Raw genomic sequence first — 18,686 nt, 5'->3', positions numbered from 1 at the left:
CAACAGTCCTGCTCATCCGCATCGCGACACTCCGCCACTCGAAGGAAATCCGCCGAATTTCACCCAGTTGCACCTTTTATCGTATGGATACATCCTGTGAGCCTGGAAGTACTCATGGTGACTGTCCCCACCAACCAGGAGCGCTCACATGATCCTCTCCATCTCAGGCGTCGTTCTGCTCGGCATCGTCGTCTTCATCTTCTTCCGCAAGGACGGGCTGAAGGCGTCCCACGCCCTGATCTCGGCCCTGTTCGGCTTCTACCTGGCAAGCACGGCCATCGCCCCGAGCATCAAGGCCGGCGGCGAGAGCCTGGCAAGCCTCCTGGGCGGCATCCAGTTCTGACGCCGTCCCTCCCGCCCGTACGCACCACCAGGAGACAGCAGTGGCCCGCCGCCCCCTCCCCCGCATCCTGAGCACAGGCAGCGCGCAGATCGCCCGGAACCGGGAGCTGGCCCGGGCGCAGATCGCCCGAAGCCGGGAGTTGGCCCGGACGGCGGCCGACAGCGCCTCCGACGTCCTCCACCCGTTGATCACGATCACCCGCGGACTGCGCCGGCTGGCCTCGGCCGGGCGGCGCAGGTGGGCCGAGACCCCCAAGGACAGGCGCGGACCGCTGCTGTTCCTGGTGGCTTCGGTGATCCTGGTCGTGGCACTGGTGCCGTACGGGCCGCTGCTCGCCGTCATCACCCTGATGGCGGCGGCAGCCTGGCAGGGCCGCGACCGGGCGCCGTCGACACCCGACGGGCCCGACGAGTCGCAGACGGAGCGGCTGAGGTCGCTGTACGAGGCGCTGGTCCCGTACTTCTCCGCCGCCGATGACCCGGCACCGCTCTACGCCCACGGCGGCGAGTGGGAGAAGGCCTTCCCGGAGTACGAGTTCGACGGCACGGGACGCGTCAGCAGTCTCCTGATCCGCTACCCGGCCTACTTCACCGACGGCGAGGCCCAGGCCCGCGCGCGGATCGAGCATCTGCTGACCGCGAAGTCCGGCCGTGGCCGCGAGTACCACTTCACGTGGGACGAGGAGGGCAACGAGCTCACGGTCACCGTGCTCGCCCCGCTGCCCACCGGCATCGCCGCCCAGCGCTTCGTCACGAGCCCCGGCGAAACGGTCCTCGGCTTCACCGACCCCACCCAGGTCCAGCGCACGCTCCCCCTCACCTACGGCGACCAGCAGCGCGACGTTCCGCCGGTCGTCTGGCGCACCGGCATCCGCTCCACCGAGCCCCACCTGCTGGCCGTCGGCCAGCCCGGCAGTGGCACCTCGACCCTGCTGCGCTCGATCGCCCTGCAGGCCCTGCAGTACGGCGACATCGTCATCGTCGAGGGCGGCAGCACCGGCGAGTACGCCTGTCTGATCGGGCGGGACGGCGTCCTGGCCGTCGAGTGCGGGCTGGCCGGCGCGCTGGCGAGCCTGGAGTGGGCGGCCACCGAGACGGAGCGGCGCCTGATCGCCACGAACCGGGCCCGCCAGACGGGCAACCCTCCGCCTGAGGACACCAAGCGCCCGCTGTGGATCCTGCTGGACCGCCCGACCGTGTTCTCCCACCTGGCCGCCGCGGACGACCGCAAGGATCCGCAGTCCCTGCTCCAAGTGCCCCTGCGGCACGGCCGCGCGGCCAACGTCACGGTGGTCGTGGCCGAGCAGTGGGACGCCCTGGACGCGCTGAGCGACGCCGTACGGCAGCACACACGCGCGCGTGTCGTGCTCGGCCCCGCGACGGCGCAGCAACTGGAGACCGTGCTGGGCGCGCCCCCGCACACCACCCCGGTCGCCGACGTCCCACCCGGCCGCGGCTACGCCCGCCTGGGCACGGGCCAGGTCCATCGCCTCCAGGTCCCGGCGACCCCGGACCCGTACGACGACGCCACCAGCGAGGCCCACCGACAGGCGGTGCTGGACCTGTTGCCGGCGCGGACGACGCCGGTGGAGGCGGAATCGCTGGGCCGGCTGGAGAAGGCGGAACAGGAACCGGAGCCGGTACCGGCGGAAGCCGTGGTGGCGGAGACGTCGTAGTCGCCCGTGCCGCCGCTCACGCCACGAACGGCCGCGCCGACTCCCCTGCCCCGCTCCCCCCGCTCTCCACCAACCGCGCCGCCGCAGCCAACCTCACGGCGGCCTCCTCGGCCACCGCGCCCCCCACGGTGAACGGCAACCGCACATACCCCTCGAAGGCCCCGTCCACCCCGAACCGAGGCCCGGACGGCACCCGGACCCCCACCCGCTCCCCCGCTTCCGCGAGCCGGGACCCCGACAGGCCCCCCGTGCGCACCCACAGCGTGAGCCCGCCCCTCGGCACCTCGAACTCCCACTCGGGCAGCTCCCGCCGCACGGCCCTGACAAGGGCGTCCCGGTTCTCCCGGGCCTGCCCGCGCCGCAGCTCCACCGCCTGCTCCCAACCCCCCGTGCCGAACAGCCAGTTCACGGCCAGCTGCTCCAGCACAGGCGTCCCCAGGTCGGCGTACGCGCGAGCGGCCACGAGAGAGCGGATCACGTCCGGGGCCGCCCGCACCCAGCCGATCCGCATCCCGGCCCAGAAGGCCTTGCTGGCCGACCCGACGGTGATGACGGTCGACCCCGCGGGGTCGAAGGCACACACCGGCCTCGGCATCTCCAGATCCGGTTCGAGCCACAGCTCGCTCATCGTCTCGTCGGCGACCAGCACCGTCCCCGCCGACCGCGCCGCGTCCACCAGCCGCCGCCGCTGGTCCTCGTCGGCCAGCGCCCCGGTCGGGTTGTGGAAGTCGGCGACGACATAGGCGAGTCGGGGCGCGGCCTCCCGCAGCACCTGCCGCCAGCGGTCCACGTCCCAACCGGCCAGCCCCTCGGCCATGGCGACGGGCACCAGCCGGGCGCCCGCCTCCCGCATCAGCTGGAGGATGTTGGCGTACGACGGGGACTCGACCGCGATCCGCTCACCGCGCCCCGCGAACAGATGGCAGATCGCGTCCATGGCGCCCATCGCCCCGGTCGTCACCATGATCTGCTCGGGCATGGTCGGAATCCCGCGCGCCGTGTACCGGTCGGCGATCATCGCGCGCAGCGCGGGCAGCCCGGCCGGATAGTCGCCGTGGGTGTGGGCGTACGGCGGCAGTTCCTCCAGGGCGCCCTGGACGGCACGCGTCAGCCACGGCTCGGGCGCGGGCAGTGCCGCGGTGCCCAGGTCGATCACCGAGCCGAGCGCCTCGGGCGGCAGGGGCTCCAGGCCCCGGGCGGGCAGCGGATTGCCGGCCGGTACGGCCGTCCAGCTCCCGGCCCCGCGCCGCGACTCCAGGAACCCTTCGCTGCGCAGCGCCTCGTAGGCCGCGGCCACGGTCGTCCGGCTCACCGACAGCGCGAGGGCCAGCTCACGCTCGGCGGGCAGCCGCGCGGCGACCGGGACACGGCCCTCCAGGACCAGCAGCCGGATGCCGTCGGCCAGCGCGCGGTAGGCGGGCGGGCGCTTGCTGCCCGGGCCGGCGGGGCGGTCCTGCTGGGAGGTGAGGAGCCGGGCGAGCTGCGCGGCTCCCACCGCGGAAGTCCACTGCGCCATCTTTCCAGTCCACCTTCCTCGAATTGGCCATGGAGGGCGTTGCTTCCCAAGCCACAGGGTGTCATGCATCAGTCCACTACCACCACAGGGGGGCACACCTTGTCGACGCAGGGGCATCCCGCACAGCGGCTCACGCAAGGGCATCTCATACGGCGGCTGGCACAGCTCTACGTCGGGCTCGCGCTGTACGGCGCGAGCTCGGCGCTGCTCGTGGAGGCGGGCCTGGGCCTGGAGCCCTGGGGTGTGCTGCACCAGGGCCTCGCCGAACGCACCGGCCTGACGATCGGTGTCGTGTCGATCGTCGTCGGCGCGGCCGTACTGCTCCTGTGGATCCCGCTGCGCCAGCGCCCCGGTCTCGGCACCGTCTCCAACGTCTTCGTGGTCGGCATCGCCATGGACGGCACACTCGCCCTGGTTCCCGAGGCGCACACCCTGGCCGTACGCATCCCCCTTCTGCTGGCCGGCATTCTGCTCAACGGCGTGGCCACCGGCCTCTACATCGCCGCCCGCTTCGGCCCCGGACCCCGCGACGGCTTGATGACCGGCCTGCACCGGCGCACCGGCCGCTCGATCCGCCTGATGCGCACGGCCGTCGAGATCGCGGTCGTCGTGACCGGCTTCGCCCTGGGCGGCACCGTCGGCGCCGGCACCCTCCTCTACGCGCTGTCCATCGGCCCGCTCGCCCAGCTCTTCCTGCGTGTGTTCGCCGTCCCCCCGGCACCGGACAGCAGCACGGTCGTTGCCACCGGGCAACCCCGGCGCGCGATACTGCGTCCGTGAGCACCACGCGGATACGCCACCCCTACCTCGACCACCCCGGCCCGATCCCCTTCGCCCACCGGGGCGGGGCGGCCGACGGCCTGGAGAACACCGTGCTGCAGTTCCGGCGCGCGGTCGAGATGGGCTACCGGTACATCGAGACCGACGTCCACACCACCCGCGACGGCAAGCTCGTCGCCTTCCACGACTCGACGCTGGACCGGGTGACGGACGGGGCGGGCCGGATCGCCGACCTGCCGTGGGACGACGTACGGCACGCGCGCGTGGCGGGCAAGGAGCCGGTGCCCCTCTTCGAAGAGCTCCTGGAGGCCTTCCCCGACGTGCGCTGGAACGTCGACCTCAAGGCGGAGCCGGCACTCCACCCCTTCCTGGAGCTGATCGAGCGCACCGGCGCCTGGGACCGCGTCTGCGCCGGCTCATTCTCCGAGGCCCGCGTGATCCGCGCCCAGCACCTGGCCGGACCACGCCTGGCCACGTCGTACGGCACCCGGGGCGTCCTCAACCTGCGGCTGCGCTCCTGGGGGGTGCCAGCCGCGCTGCGCCGCTCGGCGGTCGCCGCCCAGGTCCCCGAGGCGCAGTCCGGCATCCAGGTGGTGGACCACCGCTTCGTAGGGGCCGCCCACGCGCGTGGGCTCCAGGTGCACGTGTGGACCATCAACGATCCCGATGCGATGCACCGGCTCCTGGATCTGGGAGTCGATGGCATCATGACCGATCACATCGACACATTGCGCAAGGTCATGGAGGACCGCGGCGTCTGGGTCTGACCCGTACGGTCTTAGCCCGCGCGCGGGATCATCACGGGGAAGCGAGGGCGCGGGGTGGGCACCGATACCGTGCGGACCGAGGCGGACGACGACGCCGCCGGGCGGCGACGCGAGCAGCGCGGCTGGTACTTCTACGACTGGGCGTGCTCCGTCTATTCGACGAGCGTGCTCACCGTGTTCCTCGGCCCCTATCTGACGTCGGTCGCCGAGGCGGCGGCGGACGCGGACGGGTTCGTCCACCCCTTGGGCATCCCGGTGCGGGCCGGATCCTTCTTCGCCTACTCGGTGTCCCTGTCGGTGATCGTCGCCGTCCTGGTGATGCCCCTGGTGGGCGCGGCCGCCGACCGCACCGGCCGCAAGAAGCCGCTCCTCGCGCTCGCGGCCTATACCGGGGCCACGGCCACGACGGCCATGTTCTTCCTGGGCGGCGACCGCTATCTGCTGGGCGGCGTCCTGCTGATCGTCGCGAATGCCGCGCAGTCGGTCGCGATGATGCTCTACAACTCCTACCTGCCGCAGATCGCCCCACCCGAGGAACGCGACGCCGTCTCCTCCCGGGGCTGGGCCTTCGGCTACGCGTCGGGCTCGCTGATGCTGATCGTGAACCTGGTCCTGTATCTGGCCCACGACTCCTTCGGCGTCTCCGAGAGCACGGCCGTCCGCATCTGTCTGGCGTCGGCGGGCGTGTGGTGGGGCGCCTTCGCGCTCATCCCGCTGCGACGACTGCGCGACCGCAGGTCCGCCAAGGAGACGAAAGACACGAATGACACGGCCGACGCGAGCGGCACGGACGAGGCGACGGCGAGGAAACCGATCGCCCCCGGCTTCCGGCAACTCGCGGCGACCGTCCGCGACATGCGCCGCCACCCCCTGACCCTCGCCTTCCTCCTGGCCTACCTGATCTACAACGACGGCATCCAGACCGTGATCTCCCAGGCGTCGGTCTACGGCTCCGAGGAACTGGGCCTGGAGCAGTCGACGCTCATCGGCGCCGTGCTGCTGGTGCAGGTGCTGGCGGTGGTCGGCGCGCTGGCGATGGGGCGGCTGGCCCGGATCTACGGCGCGAAGCGGACGATCCTCGGCTCGCTGGTCGCGTGGACGGTGACGCTGGCGGCCGGGTACTTCCTGCCGGCCGGGGCGCCGGTGTGGTTCTTCGTGCTGGCGGCCGGCATCGGGCTGGTCCTGGGCGGCAGCCAGGCCCTGTCCCGGTCCCTGTTCTCCCATCTCGTCCCGCCCGGCAAGGAGGCCGAATACTTCGCGGCGTACGAGATGAGCGACCGCGGCATGAGCTGGCTCGGCCCGCTCCTGTTCGGTCTCACCTACCAGCTGACCGGAAGTTATCGGGACGCGATCATCTCCCTGGTTGCCTTCTTCGTCATCGGATTCGCCCTGCTCGCGAGGGTTCCCGTACGCCGGGCGATCAGCGACGCGGGCAATCCGGTGCCGACCACGATTTAGCGTTCCGAGTGAAAGGGCGGTAGTGTACGCGTTTGGCCTGCCAGGCGTACCGTTACTGCGCGTCAAAGATGCCGAAACGCTGGGTTACATCTGCTAGCAGATGTGACAAACCGGGCGCCGGTGGGTACGACATTGGTCAGCAAGGCTGCGGCTACGACGGCGACGCATCACCCGGAACGGGACACGGAACGGGAATCTTTACCGCCGACCGGACGTTGACCGGATGACGACGACAGCGACACCTGTCCTGTGGGCGACAAGCCCGGGAGGCACGATTCATGAGTGAGCGAGCTCTTCGCGGCACGCGCCTCGTGGTGACCAGCTACGAGACGGACCGCGGCATCGACCTGGCCCCGCGCCAGGCCGTGGAGTACGCATGCGAGAAGGGGCACCGGTTCGAGATGCCCTTCTCGGTAGAGGCGGAGATCCCGCCGGAGTGGGAGTGCAAGGTCTGCGGGGCCCAGGCACTCCTCGTGGATGGCGACGGTCCTGAGGAGAAGAAGGCCAAGCCCGCGCGTACGCATTGGGACATGCTGATGGAGCGGCGTACCCGTGAGGAACTCGAAGAGGTCCTCGAGGAGCGCCTTGCTGTTCTGCGCTCCGGGGCGATGAACATCGCGGTTCATCCCCGGGACAGCCGCAAGTCGGCCTAGCCCACCAGGCACCCGGATAACCGCGGGCGCCGTACGTGAAGGTGACGTACGACGCCCGCGGTTTGGTGTGCCCGAAAAGAAGCCCGGCGCTCAGTGAGCGCCGGGCTCTCGGCGTGTCAGCGCGTCAGCGGCGGCTTCGGCCCCTCCTGGGCATCCCCCGGCTCGTCCCTGATGACCTCGCCCTGGACGACCTTGCCGTCGGGACGGTGCATACGGGCCTGCTGGAAGGCGTCGCCGAACGAACCCGGGGTCGCCTCGCGCAGCTTCCGCTCGAACGTACGCTCCGCATGCCAGCTCAGGGCCTTCTGGACCGGCGGGATCAGCAGGAGCAGCCCCACCGCGTCCGAGATCAGGCCCGGCAGCATGATCAGCAGGCCGCCCAGCATCATCAGGCCGTTGCCACCGCCGCTCGCCGGGGCGCCACCGCGTTGCAGCGCCTCGTTCAGGGCCTGGAAGGCACGTCGGCCCGCCCGCTTGATGACCACCGAGCCGAGCACGAGGCCGGCGAGCAGCAGCACGAACACCAAGAGCCCGCTCGCCGCGTCCGCGACCACGGTCAACAGCCAGATCTCCAGCACCAGCCACGCCGCGATGCCCAGCGGCAGAAAAGTCCGCAGCCGGGAGCGCCGGGGCCGGGCGGGATAGGTGGGGGTCGGTGCGCCAGTCGTCATGCGTCCAGTGTGCCTGGGCCCGGCTCAGAGCGGGATAAGGGGACGTCCTACGGCCCCTGTGCGGTCGTAGGTGACGGCTGTGACAACCGTGACGACCGCCGCGTCATGGGCCGATGGCCGTGATGACGGGTCGTGGGTCGACGCCGTGACCGCCGGGCCGCAGGTTACGGCTGTGCCGGCCGCGAGGGCGACGACGGCTTCGTGCGGCCCATCAGCTTGCCCACCCGCTCCCGCGCTCCCCACGACGTGACCCGCCACAGGGCCTCGACCAGGATGTCGCGGCTCATCTTCGAGTCACCGAGCTCACGCTCGACGAAGGTGATCGGCACCTCGACGACTTGGAAGCCGGCCTTGACGGCGCGGCGGGCGAGGTCGACCTGGAAGCAGTAGCCCTGGGAGGCGACGTCGTCCAGGCCGAGGCCCTCCAGGGTCTCGCGGCGGAAGGCGCGGTAGCCGCCGGTGATGTCGCGCAGGGGCAGGTCCAGGGCGAGGCGGGAGTAGAGGCTGCCGCCGCGGGAGATGAACTCGCGGGACTTGGGCCAGTTCACGACCCGGCCGCCCGGTACCCAGCGGGAGCCGAGGACCAGGTCGGCGCCCTTGAGGGCGGTCAGCAGGCGGGGCAGTTCCTCGGGCTGGTGGGAGCCGTCGGCGTCCATCTCGATCAGGACGCCGTAGCCGTTCTCGATGCCCCAGCGGAAACCGGCGAGGTAGGCGGCGCCGAGGCCCTCCTTGCCCTTGCGGTGCAGGACCTGGACGTGGTCGTCCTCGACGGCCAGTTCGTCCGCGAGCTTGCCGGTGCCGTCGGGGCTGTTGTCGTCGGCCACCAGCACGTGCGCCTCGGGGACCGCCTTGCGGACCCGGCCGACGATGCTCTTGATGTTCTCCGCCTCGTTGTAGGTCGGAATGATCACCAACGCCGTGCCGAGCGGCCCGAACCGCCTCCCCCGGTCCTGTGCCGCGAGGGTCCCGTCGCCGTCGTTCACTGCTGCCCCTTCATGTCCGTACGCAGACGTCCACCATAGTCGTCGCGGCCTGCGCTGACGTGACAGCACGTTCGAATGGTGGTGTCGATTCCACAAGAGCGGGGTAAGTACAGGTTTTTGTGCGGCTGTGCGGGGACTCGCGCCTTCTGCTGCGGATGGGGGCCCGGCGCCCTTCGGGCCGACCTGGGACCCGCTGGCTGCGGGTCGACCGAAAGCCGTTGTCTACTGAGCGCCCGGGCCCCACCCGGGTCACACCTCCCCGACCGGCCGGAACGTTCCGTCGTCGCCGCGCGAGCGCTGAGCCTGGCTCCCAGTGGCGGTGCCCCGGTGCGGCACACCGTCCCTGACCCAGCGGCGTTGCGACGGGTTCGGGGAAGTTCCGCGGTTCCCCGGTCGGGCGTCCGGTGGTGGACTCGGCCGAACCTATCGGCCCCGGGCCTCCGCCTGTCAACAGCCGTTTGACCTGCGGTTCTTTGCTCAATCCCCTGGTCAGCGCGGAGGATGCGCAGGTCGCACGACGGGGTGGTGCGGACCGATCGGGTTCGCGCCACCCCGGGAGATCACTCGCCCGGCCGTACGAAGACCGTTCGTCCGCCCACCACCGTGCGCAGGCAGACCGGAAGCGCGCGGCCCGGGGTCAGGTCGGGCAGGCCGGGGGTGCCGGAGCGGGGGTCGGTGGACCAGCGTGCGACCCGGTCGTCGGGGGCCTGGACCACCAGTTCCTCGGTGCGCCAGACCGCGTAGTCGGCGGGCGCTCCGGGCACCAGGACGCCCGCGTCGTCGCGCCCGATGGCCCGCCAGCCGCCCCGCGTGTGCGCCGTGAACGCGGCGCGCGCGGAGATACGGTGCTCCGGCGTGCGGTGGAAGGCCGCGGCGCGGACCGTGCCCCAGGGGTCGAGGGGCGTGACGGGGCTGTCGGAGCCGAAGGCGAGCGGGACTCCGACGCGCAGCAGGGCCGCGAAGGGGTTGAGGGAGCGAGCGCGCTCGGCACCGAGGCGCTGGACGTACATGCCGTCCTCGCCGCCCCACAGCGCGTCGAAGGCGGGCTGGACGGAGGCGGTCAGGCCCAGCTCGGCGAAGGCCGCGATCGTCTCGGGGGTGAGCATCTCGGCGTGCTCGACGCGATGGCGGGCGGCGCGGATGCGGGCGAGGCCGAGCTTCTCGGCGGCGGCGCGCACGCCCTCCACGACGGCGGTCACGGCGGCGTCGCCGATCGCGTGGAAGCCCGCCTGGACACCGGCCTCGGTGCAGGCGGTGACGTGGGCGGCGACGGCGGCCGCGTCCAGGTAGGCGGTGCCGGTGTGGGCGGCGTCGGCGTACGGCTGGTGCAGGCAGGCGGTGTGGGAGCCGAGAGCGCCGTCGACGAAGAGGTCACCGGCCGCGCCGATCGCGCCCAGCTCCCGCGCCTTCGCGATCCCCTCCTCGCCCTGTTCCGCCCAGTAGCCGACGACCCGGGGCCCGGCCTCCTCGGCGGCGAGCCTCAGCAGTCCGGCGAAGTCGTCCTCTGCGGAGATGTCGGGCCCGCCGCACTCGTGAACGGTGCCGATGCCGAGGGAAGCGGCGTGTGCGAGGGCGGCGCGCTGGGCCTCGATGCGCTGAGCGGGGGTGATCGCGTCCAGCGCGGTGGCGCGCACGGCGTGGTGGGCGTCGGCGACGAGCGGGGCGTCCCCCGCGTCGAGGGCTCCCGGCGTCATGTCCAGCAGGGCCGTGGTGACGACCGCCGAGTGGACGTCGATGCGGGAGAGGTAGAGAGGGCGCCCCCCGGTGGCCTCGTCGAGTTCGGCGCGCGTCGGGGGGCGGCCGCCGGGCCAGCGGGAGGCGTCCCAGCCGTGGCCGAGCAGGACGCGGTCGTGCGGGCGTGCGGCGGCGAAGTCCCGTACGAGAGCGAGGGCCGCCTGGAGGGAGGGGGCGTCGGACAGGTCGAGGCCGGTCAGGGCGAGGCCCGTGGCGGTGGTGTGCACATGCGCGTCGGTGAACGCCGGCGTGACCAGGGCACCGTCCAGGTCGACGACCTCGTCCACACCGTCCGCGAAGGCGTCGGCGGCCCCCTCGGACCCGACCCAGGCCACCTGGCCGCGCTCCACGACCATCGCGGTGGCGAAGGGGTCGGCGGGGCTGTGCACCTCTCCGCGACGGAGCAGGACGGTCTTCGGCTGGGTGGTGGGCTCACTCATGGGGAACAGTCTCGCGCCTGGCGTGAGCCCCCCGGCACGCAGGTCGGTCAGATCCGCGGTGGCCGTGCCTCGTACGGCGTCGACAACACCACCGTCGTCCGCGTCGACACGCCCGCCAGCGACCGGAGCCGGGCCAACAGCTCCTCCAGCTCGTGCGGCGTGGCCACCCGGACCTTGAGGATGTAGTTCTCGTCCCCGGCGACGCTGTGGCAGGCCTCGATCTCCGGCACCCCGGCCAGCCGCTCCGCGATGTCGTCAGGTGCGCTGGGGTCGAACGGTTTCACCGAGATGAACGCGGTCATGGGCAGCCCCACGGCCTCGGGGTCGACGACCGCGGCGTAGCCGCGGATGACGCCGCGCTGCTCCAGCCGTCGCACCCGCTGGTGCACGGCCGATGTGGACAGACCCGTGGCCTTGCCCAGGTCGGTGTAACTCATCCGCCCGTCCTTGACGAGCAGCTGCACGATTTGCCGGTCCAGCTCCTCCATGACGCAGAACCTACAGTGCGGTTGATCTCCTCGGATACCTGAGCAGCCCAGGTCATGCCCGGTTTGTGATGTGACCGAGAGCCGTCTGTGGGCCGGCTGAGGGACAAACCGGCCGCGCCGGGCACCTGCGAGCGGCATGTGACGAACGCCACAGGCCTCGAACAGGCTCCGTGATGTTCTCGTGATTACCGCCGAGACCGGACGGGAAGTGCTTGCTGTGGTCGAGGCCGCAGCGCCTTCACGGCCCAGCCCGAGGGGGAGAAATCCATGCAGAGTCTTAAGCGCCCTGGTCGTACCGCACCCAAGCGGCTCCAGCCGGTCGTCGAGCCCGCTCCGGAGGGCGTCGAACCCGACGCCTTCGACGAGGAAGAGCTCGACGCGTACGACACCTTCGAGATGTACCGGGTGATCTGCCCGGACTGCGCGCAGCCCATCGCCCTGCTGGCGGACGAGGAGGTCCTGCCGGAGCACGCGCTGTGCGCCTCGCCGTGGAACCCGTTCGGCCTCACGGTCTGTGCCGGTACAGGTCGCGCGGCCGCCGAGGCCCGCTCGGCGGACGAGTCGACGGAACCGCAGGAGCAGGACACCGCCCTCCTGTTGACGCTTCCTCAGGGACTGGACTGGCGGACCCAGCCCTTCTCGCACGTCGGCGGCCCGGGCTCGCGCCCCATCAGGGTCCCGGTCATGCGGCGCCACGCCGCCTGAGCGCACACCGCCACCGTCACGTCGCTCGATCCCAGTAGCTGCCCTGCACCATGGCTCGCAGGCTGCCGTGGTGCAGGATCAGTGTGTCCGGATCCGCCGGTACGGCGACTTCACCGAAGTGGGCCTGGCGGTAGGCGATGCGCAGCATGACGACGGCGTGCCTCAGCGCGGCGTAGAGCGTGTAGAAGTCCATGTCACGCGGGGTGTGGCCGGTGAGGTCGGCATAGCGGGCCTCGATCCGGTCACGGCGCAGGAACCCCGGCAGCCCGCGCTGTCCGAAGGCGACCGTCAGGTCCTGGAAGAAGCGGTGCAGATAGACGGTCCAGCCGAGGTCGACCTCGCGCGGGGCGAGTGCCGCCATCTCCCAGTCGAGGACGGCCACGGGTTCGAACCCGTCGTAGATGACGTTCCCGATGCGCGCGTCGCCCCAGTTGAGCACCGGCGGGCCCGGATCTCGGGGCCAGAGCTCCTCCAGACGGGCGAACGCGTCCTCGATGAGCGGTGAACGGGCGAGCCCGTCAACCACCCATTCGTAGTACGCACGTTGGGCCGTGACATGGCGACGCAGTGCGTCACCTTCACCCGGAAGGGCGAGGAACTGCGCTTCCTCCAGCGGCACTTGGTCGTGGAGCCGGGCGAGCATCCCGATCGTCGCCGCCTCGAGCCGCTCGCGTTCCTCGTCGCTCGCCGCGTGCAGCCAGTTGCCCTCGTAGGTGTACGGCATGACGTCCGGCGGCACGCGCCCCGCGACGCGCTCCATGACGAAGAAGGGCGCCCCCAGCGGGCCGGAATCCTCCTCCAGCCACAGCACCTTCGGCACGGGGAGGTCGGACCGGTCGGCCACCAGCCGCATCGTGCGGAACTGACGGACCATGTCGTACACCGGGAACACCGTGTACGCCGCCGGATCCGCCGCGAGCCGCAACGCGCAGGCACGGATGGGCGGTTCGAGGTTCCCGGCACCCGGGACCGCAGCGCCTTCCGGCTGCTCGACGTCGAAGAGCAGGGTCTCGCTGGACATGCCGTTCGACGCGGGGACGGTGACGTCGACCGCCCTGGCGCCGGGCAGCCGTGTGCCGAGCCAGGCGGTGAGGCGGTGGGCGAGTTCGTCGGGGTCGCGTGTGGTCGTGCGGGGGCGGGGTGCCGTGGTCATGGGGTCAACTCCCTTACGACGCGACCGAGTCGAAGCCGGTGAACCCGCTCGGATCATGCCGCCCGAACGAGCCGTGCTCGAAGATGCCGTGGCCGACCCGGCCGTCCAGCCGGAAACGCGCGGCGTGGTCGGTCACTCCGTATGCGGCGAGGGGGTGGGCGGCGGGGTCGGAGAGGTCGTAGGTACGGCGGTCGGTCCAGCCGCGCCCCCGCCAGGTGCCGTGCTGCCAGTCGTCGGCGGGCGGGTAGCCGGCGCCGACGGCGAGGGGGGACGAGGTCAGGATCTCCACCTCCAGCTCCCTCGGCTTGCGTACGTCGCCGAGGTGGATGAGGGCGCGTTCGGGGTGGCGGGTGCCGGAGCGGTACGCGATCTCCGTCTGGGGCCAGCCGAGTTGGCGGTCACGGTAACCGGGGCGGACCATCGTCGCCTCGCTGAGCGAGCGGTATCCGTCCGCGTCCTCCTGGACGATCACCATCACGAACCGGTCCTCGAAGCGCACCGGGCACCAGATCCAGTGGAAGCCCTCGGTCGGACGCTCCTCGGCGAACCGCCCGCCCTCCTCCCCCGGTATGGGCCGCACACCCCAGCTGCGGTCGCGAGTGCCGGTCCACCCGGCAGGGTCGACGCGGAACTCCGCACCGCCCGCCCTCACGACGCCCGTCACGCCCCCCGCCTGCGCGAAGCGGCGCCCTTCGAGACTGAGCCGGTCACCGCGTCGCTGCAGGTGGTGGGGCTCCCAGAGGGCGGGGAAGTCGGCGGTCCAGGTGATGTCGTACGACAACTCCTCGTCGTCGCACGTCAGGCGCAGCCGCCGCAGCGGCTCCCCGACTTCGATGCTCAATGGCCCGACGGCCAGCCGCATCCGGTCCTCGCCGAGCGCGTCCGACGCCCGTACGGCGTGCAGGGTGTCCCCGACCCGCAGCGTCGCGTACGCGTCGATCACTCCGACGTTCGGGTACACCCCGAGGCCGAGGATCAGCAGGGCGCGCCCCTGATGGTCGAGGACGTGGAAGATGCAGCGGTCGTAGGCGTTGCGGTCGCTGGTCGCGACGTACCTCATGGACAGGGGGACCTGGTGCACCGGGTACTCGTCGAGCGGTACCGGGCGGTCGTCGTCGGCCACGGCAAACCTCCCTGGAGGCGGGTGGCCTGACGGTACGTCAGGCGGCGTCACCTGACCAGAGAGGGAGCCGGACGTCCGTGAACTCACGCCCGATTCCGGCGAGCGGTGACTTGTCCCCCCGGCTCCGCGTTGCCCTGGTATGCCCCCCACGTATTCGGCGACCGGGCCTCAGCGCCGCATCTTCGTTCCACGCCTCGCAGGGACGCTTCCGCCGGCGCCTCCGCAGCAGCCGGATCCGCCCATCTACCGCGAGCTCATGCGCACCTGGGCCGACCGTGGCCGCACCCTGCCCGGCCGCCACGACCCGGAGTGGATCCGGCTCGCGGCGCCGACGGTCAAGCACGGTCAGTTCAGCGTCCCTCGGGACCTGCTAGGTGACGGGCGATGACCATCCGCTGAATCTGGTTCGTGCCCTCGACGATCTGCAGGACCTTCGCCTCGCGCATGAAGCGCTCGGCCGGGAAGTCCGCGGTGTAGCCGTACCCGCCGAGGATCTGGACGGCATCGGTGGTGACCCTCATCGCCGTGTCGGTGCAGTGCAGCTTGGCCATGGCCGCCTGCTTGGCGAACGGACGGCCCGCGTCGCGCAGCCGCGCCGCCGCCAGGTACAGCGCGCGGCCCGCCTCGATCTGGGTCGCCATGTCGGCGAGCATGAAGCGCAGGCCCTGGAAGTCGACGATGGGCTTGCCGAACTGCCGTCGCTCGGTCGCGTACGCCACCGCCTCGTCCAGCGCGGCCTGCGCCACGCCGATCGCGCAGGCCGCGATGCCCAGCCGGCCGGAGTCGAGCGCGGACAGGGCGATCGCGAAGCCCTGGCCCTCGTCGCCGATACGCCGCTCGTCGCCGACCCGGACGCCGTCGAAGTGGACCTGGGCCGTGGGCGAACCCTTCATGCCCATCTTCTTCTCGGGCGCGGCCGCGCTCAGCCCCGCCGCGTCACCGGGGACCAGGAACGCGGTGATCCCGCGCGGCCCCTCCTCGCCGGTGCGTGCCATGACCGTGTAGAAGTCGGCGATGCCGCCATGGGTGATCCAGGCCTTGGTGCCGGTGATCACCCAGCCGTCGCCGTCCCGGACCGCCTTGGTCCGCAGCGATGCCGCGTCCGAGCCCGACGACGGCTCGGACAGGCAGTACGCGCCGAGCAGCCCGCCGCCGAGCATCGCGGGCAGGTGCTCGACCTGCTGCTGCTTGGTGCCGTAGGTGGCGAGGGAGTAACAGGCCAGGGAGTGCACGCTGACGCCGAGGCCGACGGTGAGGCGGGCCGCGGCGAGCTCTTCGAGGACCTGGAGGTAGACCTCGTACGGCTGATCGCCGCCGCCGTACTCGGAGTCGTACGGCAGGCCGAGCAGTCCGGATTCGGAGAGCAGGGTGAAGACCTCGCGCGGGAAGCGTCCGGCGTCCTCCTCCTCGGCCGCCTTCGGGGCGATCTCGCGCTGCGCGATGTCGCGGACGAGCGAGATCAGATCCCGGGCCTCGTCCGTGGGCAGTTGACGGTCCACCGGCTGCGGGGCGCGGTCGGGCATGGCGACGCTCTCCTCCCTTTCGGGAAAGTCGGCGGTCGCACGCCTTGGGTGGGGCGGCTCCGCCTAGTGGCTCGGATGCCGGCCGGTACTCCGCCCCCGGGTCGCGGAAGCTGCTGACCAGCGGCTCTGCGGTGAGTATGCCCGATCGGGGACATCGAGTCACTAGTTAACGACCGCTTACTCCAGGAAACTTTTCACCCTCCGCGCGCCGCGTCAGTCCTCCCGGCGCGCGGGCCCCGGGGCCGGGTAGGAGGGGTCCATCTCCTCGATGGCGCGCATGGCGCCGCCCAGCGTCTTCACCAGCAGCTCACGCATGGTGTCGCGGCTCAGTTCGGGGTGGTCCATCCAGTCCAGGGTGGCACCCTCGACGCTGCACACCCAGGCGAGCAGGCCCATACGGGCGAGCGGGGCGATGTCGGTGCGTCCGTACGCCCCATCGGCGAGGGTCGCGACGATCGCCTCACGCACACCGTCCCGGATGGCGTGCACCTCGGTGTCGAAGCCGACGCCGCCGCTGACGATGGTGCGGTAGGCGGACTGGTTGTGCTCGGCGTAGCGCAGGTAGCTGTCGATGGTGCGGTGGACCCGGTCCACCGGCTGGAGTTCGAGCCCGCTCGCGGCGAAGGTGACCAGGTCGGCGACGGAGTCCTGGATGATCGCCAGGTAGTACCCGCGCTTGGACTGGAAGTAGTAGTAGATGAGCCCCTTGGCGACACGAGCCTGCCGGGCGATGTCGTCCATGGAGAGGGCGTCGTACGACGTGTCGGCGAACAACTTCCGCCCGATGGTGATGAGTTCGGCACGGCGCGCCATCGAGCGCTCGGTGCCGCGGGCCCGGGGACGGGCCGCGTCACGCTGTTGACTAATATTCAATTTAGACCCTGGATTTCCGACGGGCGGCGGGACATCGGCAGTATGGCAGACGTACACCAGCTGGTCGTTCGAGTCTGATCGACTTTGGTGGAGTCGCCGCACGACGCGGTCGACATATGTCCGGTCAAAGCGCCCGGTGTGTGTCAGGTCACAGCAGGCCGAGCTGGGTGACCAGCATCGCGACGGCCACCACGAGGATCCAGCCCATGACGTGCTCGACGACCTTCGGGCCGTCATCCTTGGGGCCGCCGGTGCGGACACGGGTGGCGGTGACTGAGTGCGCGGTCATATGCCCACCTTGCCATCGGGAACGGCTTTTGCCGCAGAGAGGTTGCTCACAGCACAAAGGCCCCGGTTTCCCGGGGCCCTCCGTGCGGGCGATCGCTCAGCGCACGCCCACCGCGGCGAGCGCGGCGCGCTGGCGCGGCGTCGGAGTCGCCGGGAAGTAGAGGTAACAGACGCCACCCGTGCCGGAGACCACCTTGCCGCTGGCGTCGTACCGCTTGGTCCGCAGCCAGATGTTCTCCCATTCGCGCCGCTTGTAGACGCGCCGCACCGCCTCGTTGCTCGGTGAGTTCGGGTCGTTGGCGATCACGTCGCCCTGGGCGGTGAAGCCGATGACGGTCATCAGATGCCCGGCGGTGCCGTACCCCGCCCCGGTCAGCTCCCCCGCCAGGAAGGACTGGGACGTTATGGCCGGGATGCCGGCCGCGATCAGCGTCGCCAGATCGGTGAGCGAGCCGAGCCGGGTGACGACGCCCTGGAGGCCCTTGAAGGTGGCCGCGTAGGCGGCGTTGAACGGCCAGTTCCCGCAGCCGTCGTACTGGTAGTCGAAGGTGTACCGGGCCGCGTGGCAGACCTGCGGGTCGGCGTACGCGGGATCGACCCAGGCCAGCTGCTCCGGGGTGAGGCGCCCGCCCCAGTACTCGATGATCATCTGCGAGGAGGTGGGGCTGCACCAGGCCTCGCCGCCGTTGTCGTACTCCGGGTACTGGCCCACGTGGGTCTCCTGCGAGTAGCGCGGGACGGCCAGCTCGTGGGCGAGGCCGGGGGCGGAGGCCGGGACGGTGAAGCGGTCGGGGACGTCGGAGCCCATCGCACCGACCCGCCAGACGGTGGGGGTCAGCTTCGTGCCGGGCTTGCGGTAGAGGGTCAGCCGCAGCCGGTACGAGGTGAGGCGCAGCCCGGTGGCCGGGTCGTCGAGGGCGAGGGTGTCCGTCCAGACGCTGCTCTTGCCGTCGCTCTGGTCGTCGACCGAGGTCCGCCGGATGTCCTGGTCACCGGCGGCCCAGCGGCCCAGCACGTACCAGGGAGTGGTGGTGCCGTCGGAGTAGGTTCCCTTGAGCTCGATCTGGAGCCAGGTGCCCGCCGGGGTGTGCGCGTTCCAGGAGGCGATCACCTCGGTCGCGGGGACCGAGAGCCGGTGGACGGGGGAGGTCCAGGTCGCGTACTCCCAGCGGGCCCTCCTGCCGGTGTGCGGGTCCGTGTAGTCGGTGGTGCCGGCGGGGGTGGCGATCACGATGCCGGGGCGGGCGCCCGCGACGGCGCGGGTGCCCTCGGCGGCGCCGCCGCGCCAGTCGGTGTACGTGGTCCAGGCACGGTTGTCGACGGTGCGGGCCGGGGCCTGCGCGGGCTCCACGCCCTCGGCGGTGGTGTCGGCGGAGGCCGCCGGACCTGAACTGGCACCACCGGCGACGGCTGCGGCGACCGCGGCGGCCAGAACGGTTCTGCGGGACGGCTGTTCGGCTCTGCTCATGGGCGGAAGACCCCCAGGTGTCCGAGTCGGGCGGGTCCAGTGCAC

Annotated in this window: 19 protein-coding genes; 8 read left to right on the top strand and 11 right to left on the bottom strand. The window is 71.5% G+C overall.

Features of this window, described 5'->3' with window-relative positions:
• Positions 1-148 precede the first annotated feature (148 nt).
• Together ACIREI_RS26170 and ACIREI_RS26165 are read left to right on the top strand one after the other, a co-directional pair.
• Entirely contained in the window at positions 149-343 is a 195-nt protein-coding gene (locus ACIREI_RS26170) for a hypothetical protein (RefSeq protein ID WP_004002760.1), read from the top strand.
• Between the two features lie 40 nt (positions 344-383).
• Positions 384-2,018 carry a hypothetical protein gene (locus ACIREI_RS26165; protein WP_403337310.1) on the top strand — a complete coding sequence of 545 codons (1,635 nt, stop codon included), beginning with the start codon at positions 384-386 and terminating at the stop codon, positions 2,016-2,018.
• A 16-nt stretch (positions 2,019-2,034) separates the two neighbouring features.
• On the opposite strand, the gene ACIREI_RS26160 is transcribed toward ACIREI_RS26165, so the two are convergent.
• Entirely contained in the window at positions 2,035-3,534 is a 1,500-nt protein-coding gene (locus ACIREI_RS26160) for a PLP-dependent aminotransferase family protein (RefSeq protein WP_403337308.1), read from the bottom strand.
• Positions 3,535-3,597: 63 nt separating this feature from the next.
• Here ACIREI_RS26160 and ACIREI_RS26155 point away from each other — a divergent pair, with 63 nt between their 5' ends.
• From ACIREI_RS26155 to ACIREI_RS26140, 4 genes are all read left to right on the top strand, one after another.
• Positions 3,598-4,314, top strand: coding sequence for a YitT family protein (locus ACIREI_RS26155; protein ID WP_403337305.1), 717 nt, complete (start codon positions 3,598-3,600; stop codon positions 4,312-4,314).
• On the top strand, positions 4,311-5,081 hold the full coding sequence (locus ACIREI_RS26150; protein ID WP_403337302.1) for a glycerophosphodiester phosphodiesterase: 771 nt from the start codon (positions 4,311-4,313) through the stop codon (positions 5,079-5,081). The genes ACIREI_RS26155 and ACIREI_RS26150 overlap by 4 nt, the downstream gene beginning before the upstream one ends.
• A gap of 54 nt (positions 5,082-5,135) precedes the next feature.
• Positions 5,136-6,539, top strand: a complete 1,404-nt coding sequence (locus ACIREI_RS26145) for an MFS transporter (RefSeq protein WP_403337299.1) — start codon at positions 5,136-5,138, stop codon at positions 6,537-6,539.
• Positions 6,540-6,817: 278 nt separating this feature from the next.
• Complete coding sequence (locus tag ACIREI_RS26140) at positions 6,818-7,192, top strand: RNA polymerase-binding protein RbpA (RefSeq protein ID WP_003977404.1); 375 nt, start codon at positions 6,818-6,820, stop codon at positions 7,190-7,192.
• Between the two features lie 116 nt (positions 7,193-7,308).
• On the opposite strand, the gene fxsA is transcribed toward ACIREI_RS26140, so the two are convergent.
• The 4 genes from fxsA to ACIREI_RS26120 form a co-directional block, all read right to left on the bottom strand.
• Complete coding sequence (gene fxsA / locus ACIREI_RS26135; RefSeq protein ID WP_403337296.1) at positions 7,309-7,863, bottom strand: FxsA family membrane protein; 555 nt, start codon at positions 7,861-7,863, stop codon at positions 7,309-7,311.
• A gap of 164 nt (positions 7,864-8,027) precedes the next feature.
• Positions 8,028-8,846, bottom strand: coding sequence for a polyprenol monophosphomannose synthase (locus ACIREI_RS26130; RefSeq protein WP_403337293.1), 819 nt, complete (start codon positions 8,844-8,846; stop codon positions 8,028-8,030).
• Between the two features lie 560 nt (positions 8,847-9,406).
• Positions 9,407-11,020, bottom strand: a complete 1,614-nt coding sequence (locus ACIREI_RS26125) for an amidohydrolase (RefSeq protein ID WP_403337290.1) — start codon at positions 11,018-11,020, stop codon at positions 9,407-9,409.
• A 47-nt stretch (positions 11,021-11,067) separates the two neighbouring features.
• Positions 11,068-11,508, bottom strand: coding sequence for an Lrp/AsnC family transcriptional regulator (locus ACIREI_RS26120; protein WP_030677853.1), 441 nt, complete (start codon positions 11,506-11,508; stop codon positions 11,068-11,070).
• 267 nt (positions 11,509-11,775) lie between these two features.
• Here ACIREI_RS26120 and ACIREI_RS26115 point away from each other — a divergent pair, with 267 nt between their 5' ends.
• Positions 11,776-12,213 (top strand): hypothetical protein, encoded by a 438-nt coding sequence (locus tag ACIREI_RS26115; RefSeq protein ID WP_403337287.1) that lies wholly within the window; start codon positions 11,776-11,778, stop codon positions 12,211-12,213.
• A gap of 16 nt (positions 12,214-12,229) precedes the next feature.
• On the opposite strand, the gene ACIREI_RS26110 is transcribed toward ACIREI_RS26115, so the two are convergent.
• Both ACIREI_RS26110 and ACIREI_RS26105 read right to left on the bottom strand, forming a co-directional pair.
• Positions 12,230-13,366, bottom strand: coding sequence for a phosphotransferase family protein (locus ACIREI_RS26110; RefSeq protein ID WP_403337284.1), 1,137 nt, complete (start codon positions 13,364-13,366; stop codon positions 12,230-12,232).
• Between the two features lie 13 nt (positions 13,367-13,379).
• Positions 13,380-14,426: a hypothetical protein gene (locus ACIREI_RS26105; RefSeq protein WP_403337423.1), complete on the bottom strand. Its 1,047-nt coding sequence runs from the start codon at positions 14,424-14,426 to the stop codon at positions 13,380-13,382.
• 202 nt (positions 14,427-14,628) lie between these two features.
• Here ACIREI_RS26105 and ACIREI_RS26100 point away from each other — a divergent pair, with 202 nt between their 5' ends.
• Positions 14,629-14,877 (top strand): hypothetical protein, encoded by a 249-nt coding sequence (locus tag ACIREI_RS26100; protein ID WP_403337281.1) that lies wholly within the window; start codon positions 14,629-14,631, stop codon positions 14,875-14,877.
• On the opposite strand, the gene ACIREI_RS26095 is transcribed toward ACIREI_RS26100, so the two are convergent.
• The 4 genes from ACIREI_RS26095 to ACIREI_RS26080 form a co-directional block, all read right to left on the bottom strand.
• On the bottom strand, positions 14,840-16,012 hold the full coding sequence (locus tag ACIREI_RS26095) for an acyl-CoA dehydrogenase family protein (protein WP_403337279.1): 1,173 nt from the start codon (positions 16,010-16,012) through the stop codon (positions 14,840-14,842). The two genes, ACIREI_RS26100 and ACIREI_RS26095, sit on opposite strands and share 38 nt — an antisense overlap.
• Before the next feature lie 213 nt (positions 16,013-16,225).
• Positions 16,226-16,885, bottom strand: a complete 660-nt coding sequence (locus ACIREI_RS26090) for a TetR/AcrR family transcriptional regulator (RefSeq protein WP_403337276.1) — start codon at positions 16,883-16,885, stop codon at positions 16,226-16,228.
• Between the two features lie 148 nt (positions 16,886-17,033).
• Positions 17,034-17,174, bottom strand: a complete 141-nt coding sequence (locus tag ACIREI_RS26085) for an SCO1431 family membrane protein (protein ID WP_403337273.1) — start codon at positions 17,172-17,174, stop codon at positions 17,034-17,036.
• 96 nt (positions 17,175-17,270) lie between these two features.
• Positions 17,271-18,641 carry a peptidase C39 family protein gene (locus ACIREI_RS26080; protein WP_403337270.1) on the bottom strand — a complete coding sequence of 457 codons (1,371 nt, stop codon included), beginning with the start codon at positions 18,639-18,641 and terminating at the stop codon, positions 17,271-17,273.
• Between the last annotated feature and the right edge of the window lie 45 nt (positions 18,642-18,686).

Source organism: Streptomyces sp. NPDC093591, from assembly GCF_044764885.1.
Classification (GTDB): Bacteria; Actinomycetota; Actinomycetes; order Streptomycetales; family Streptomycetaceae; genus Streptomyces.
This window is presented reverse-complemented; position numbering and strand designations above follow the sequence as displayed.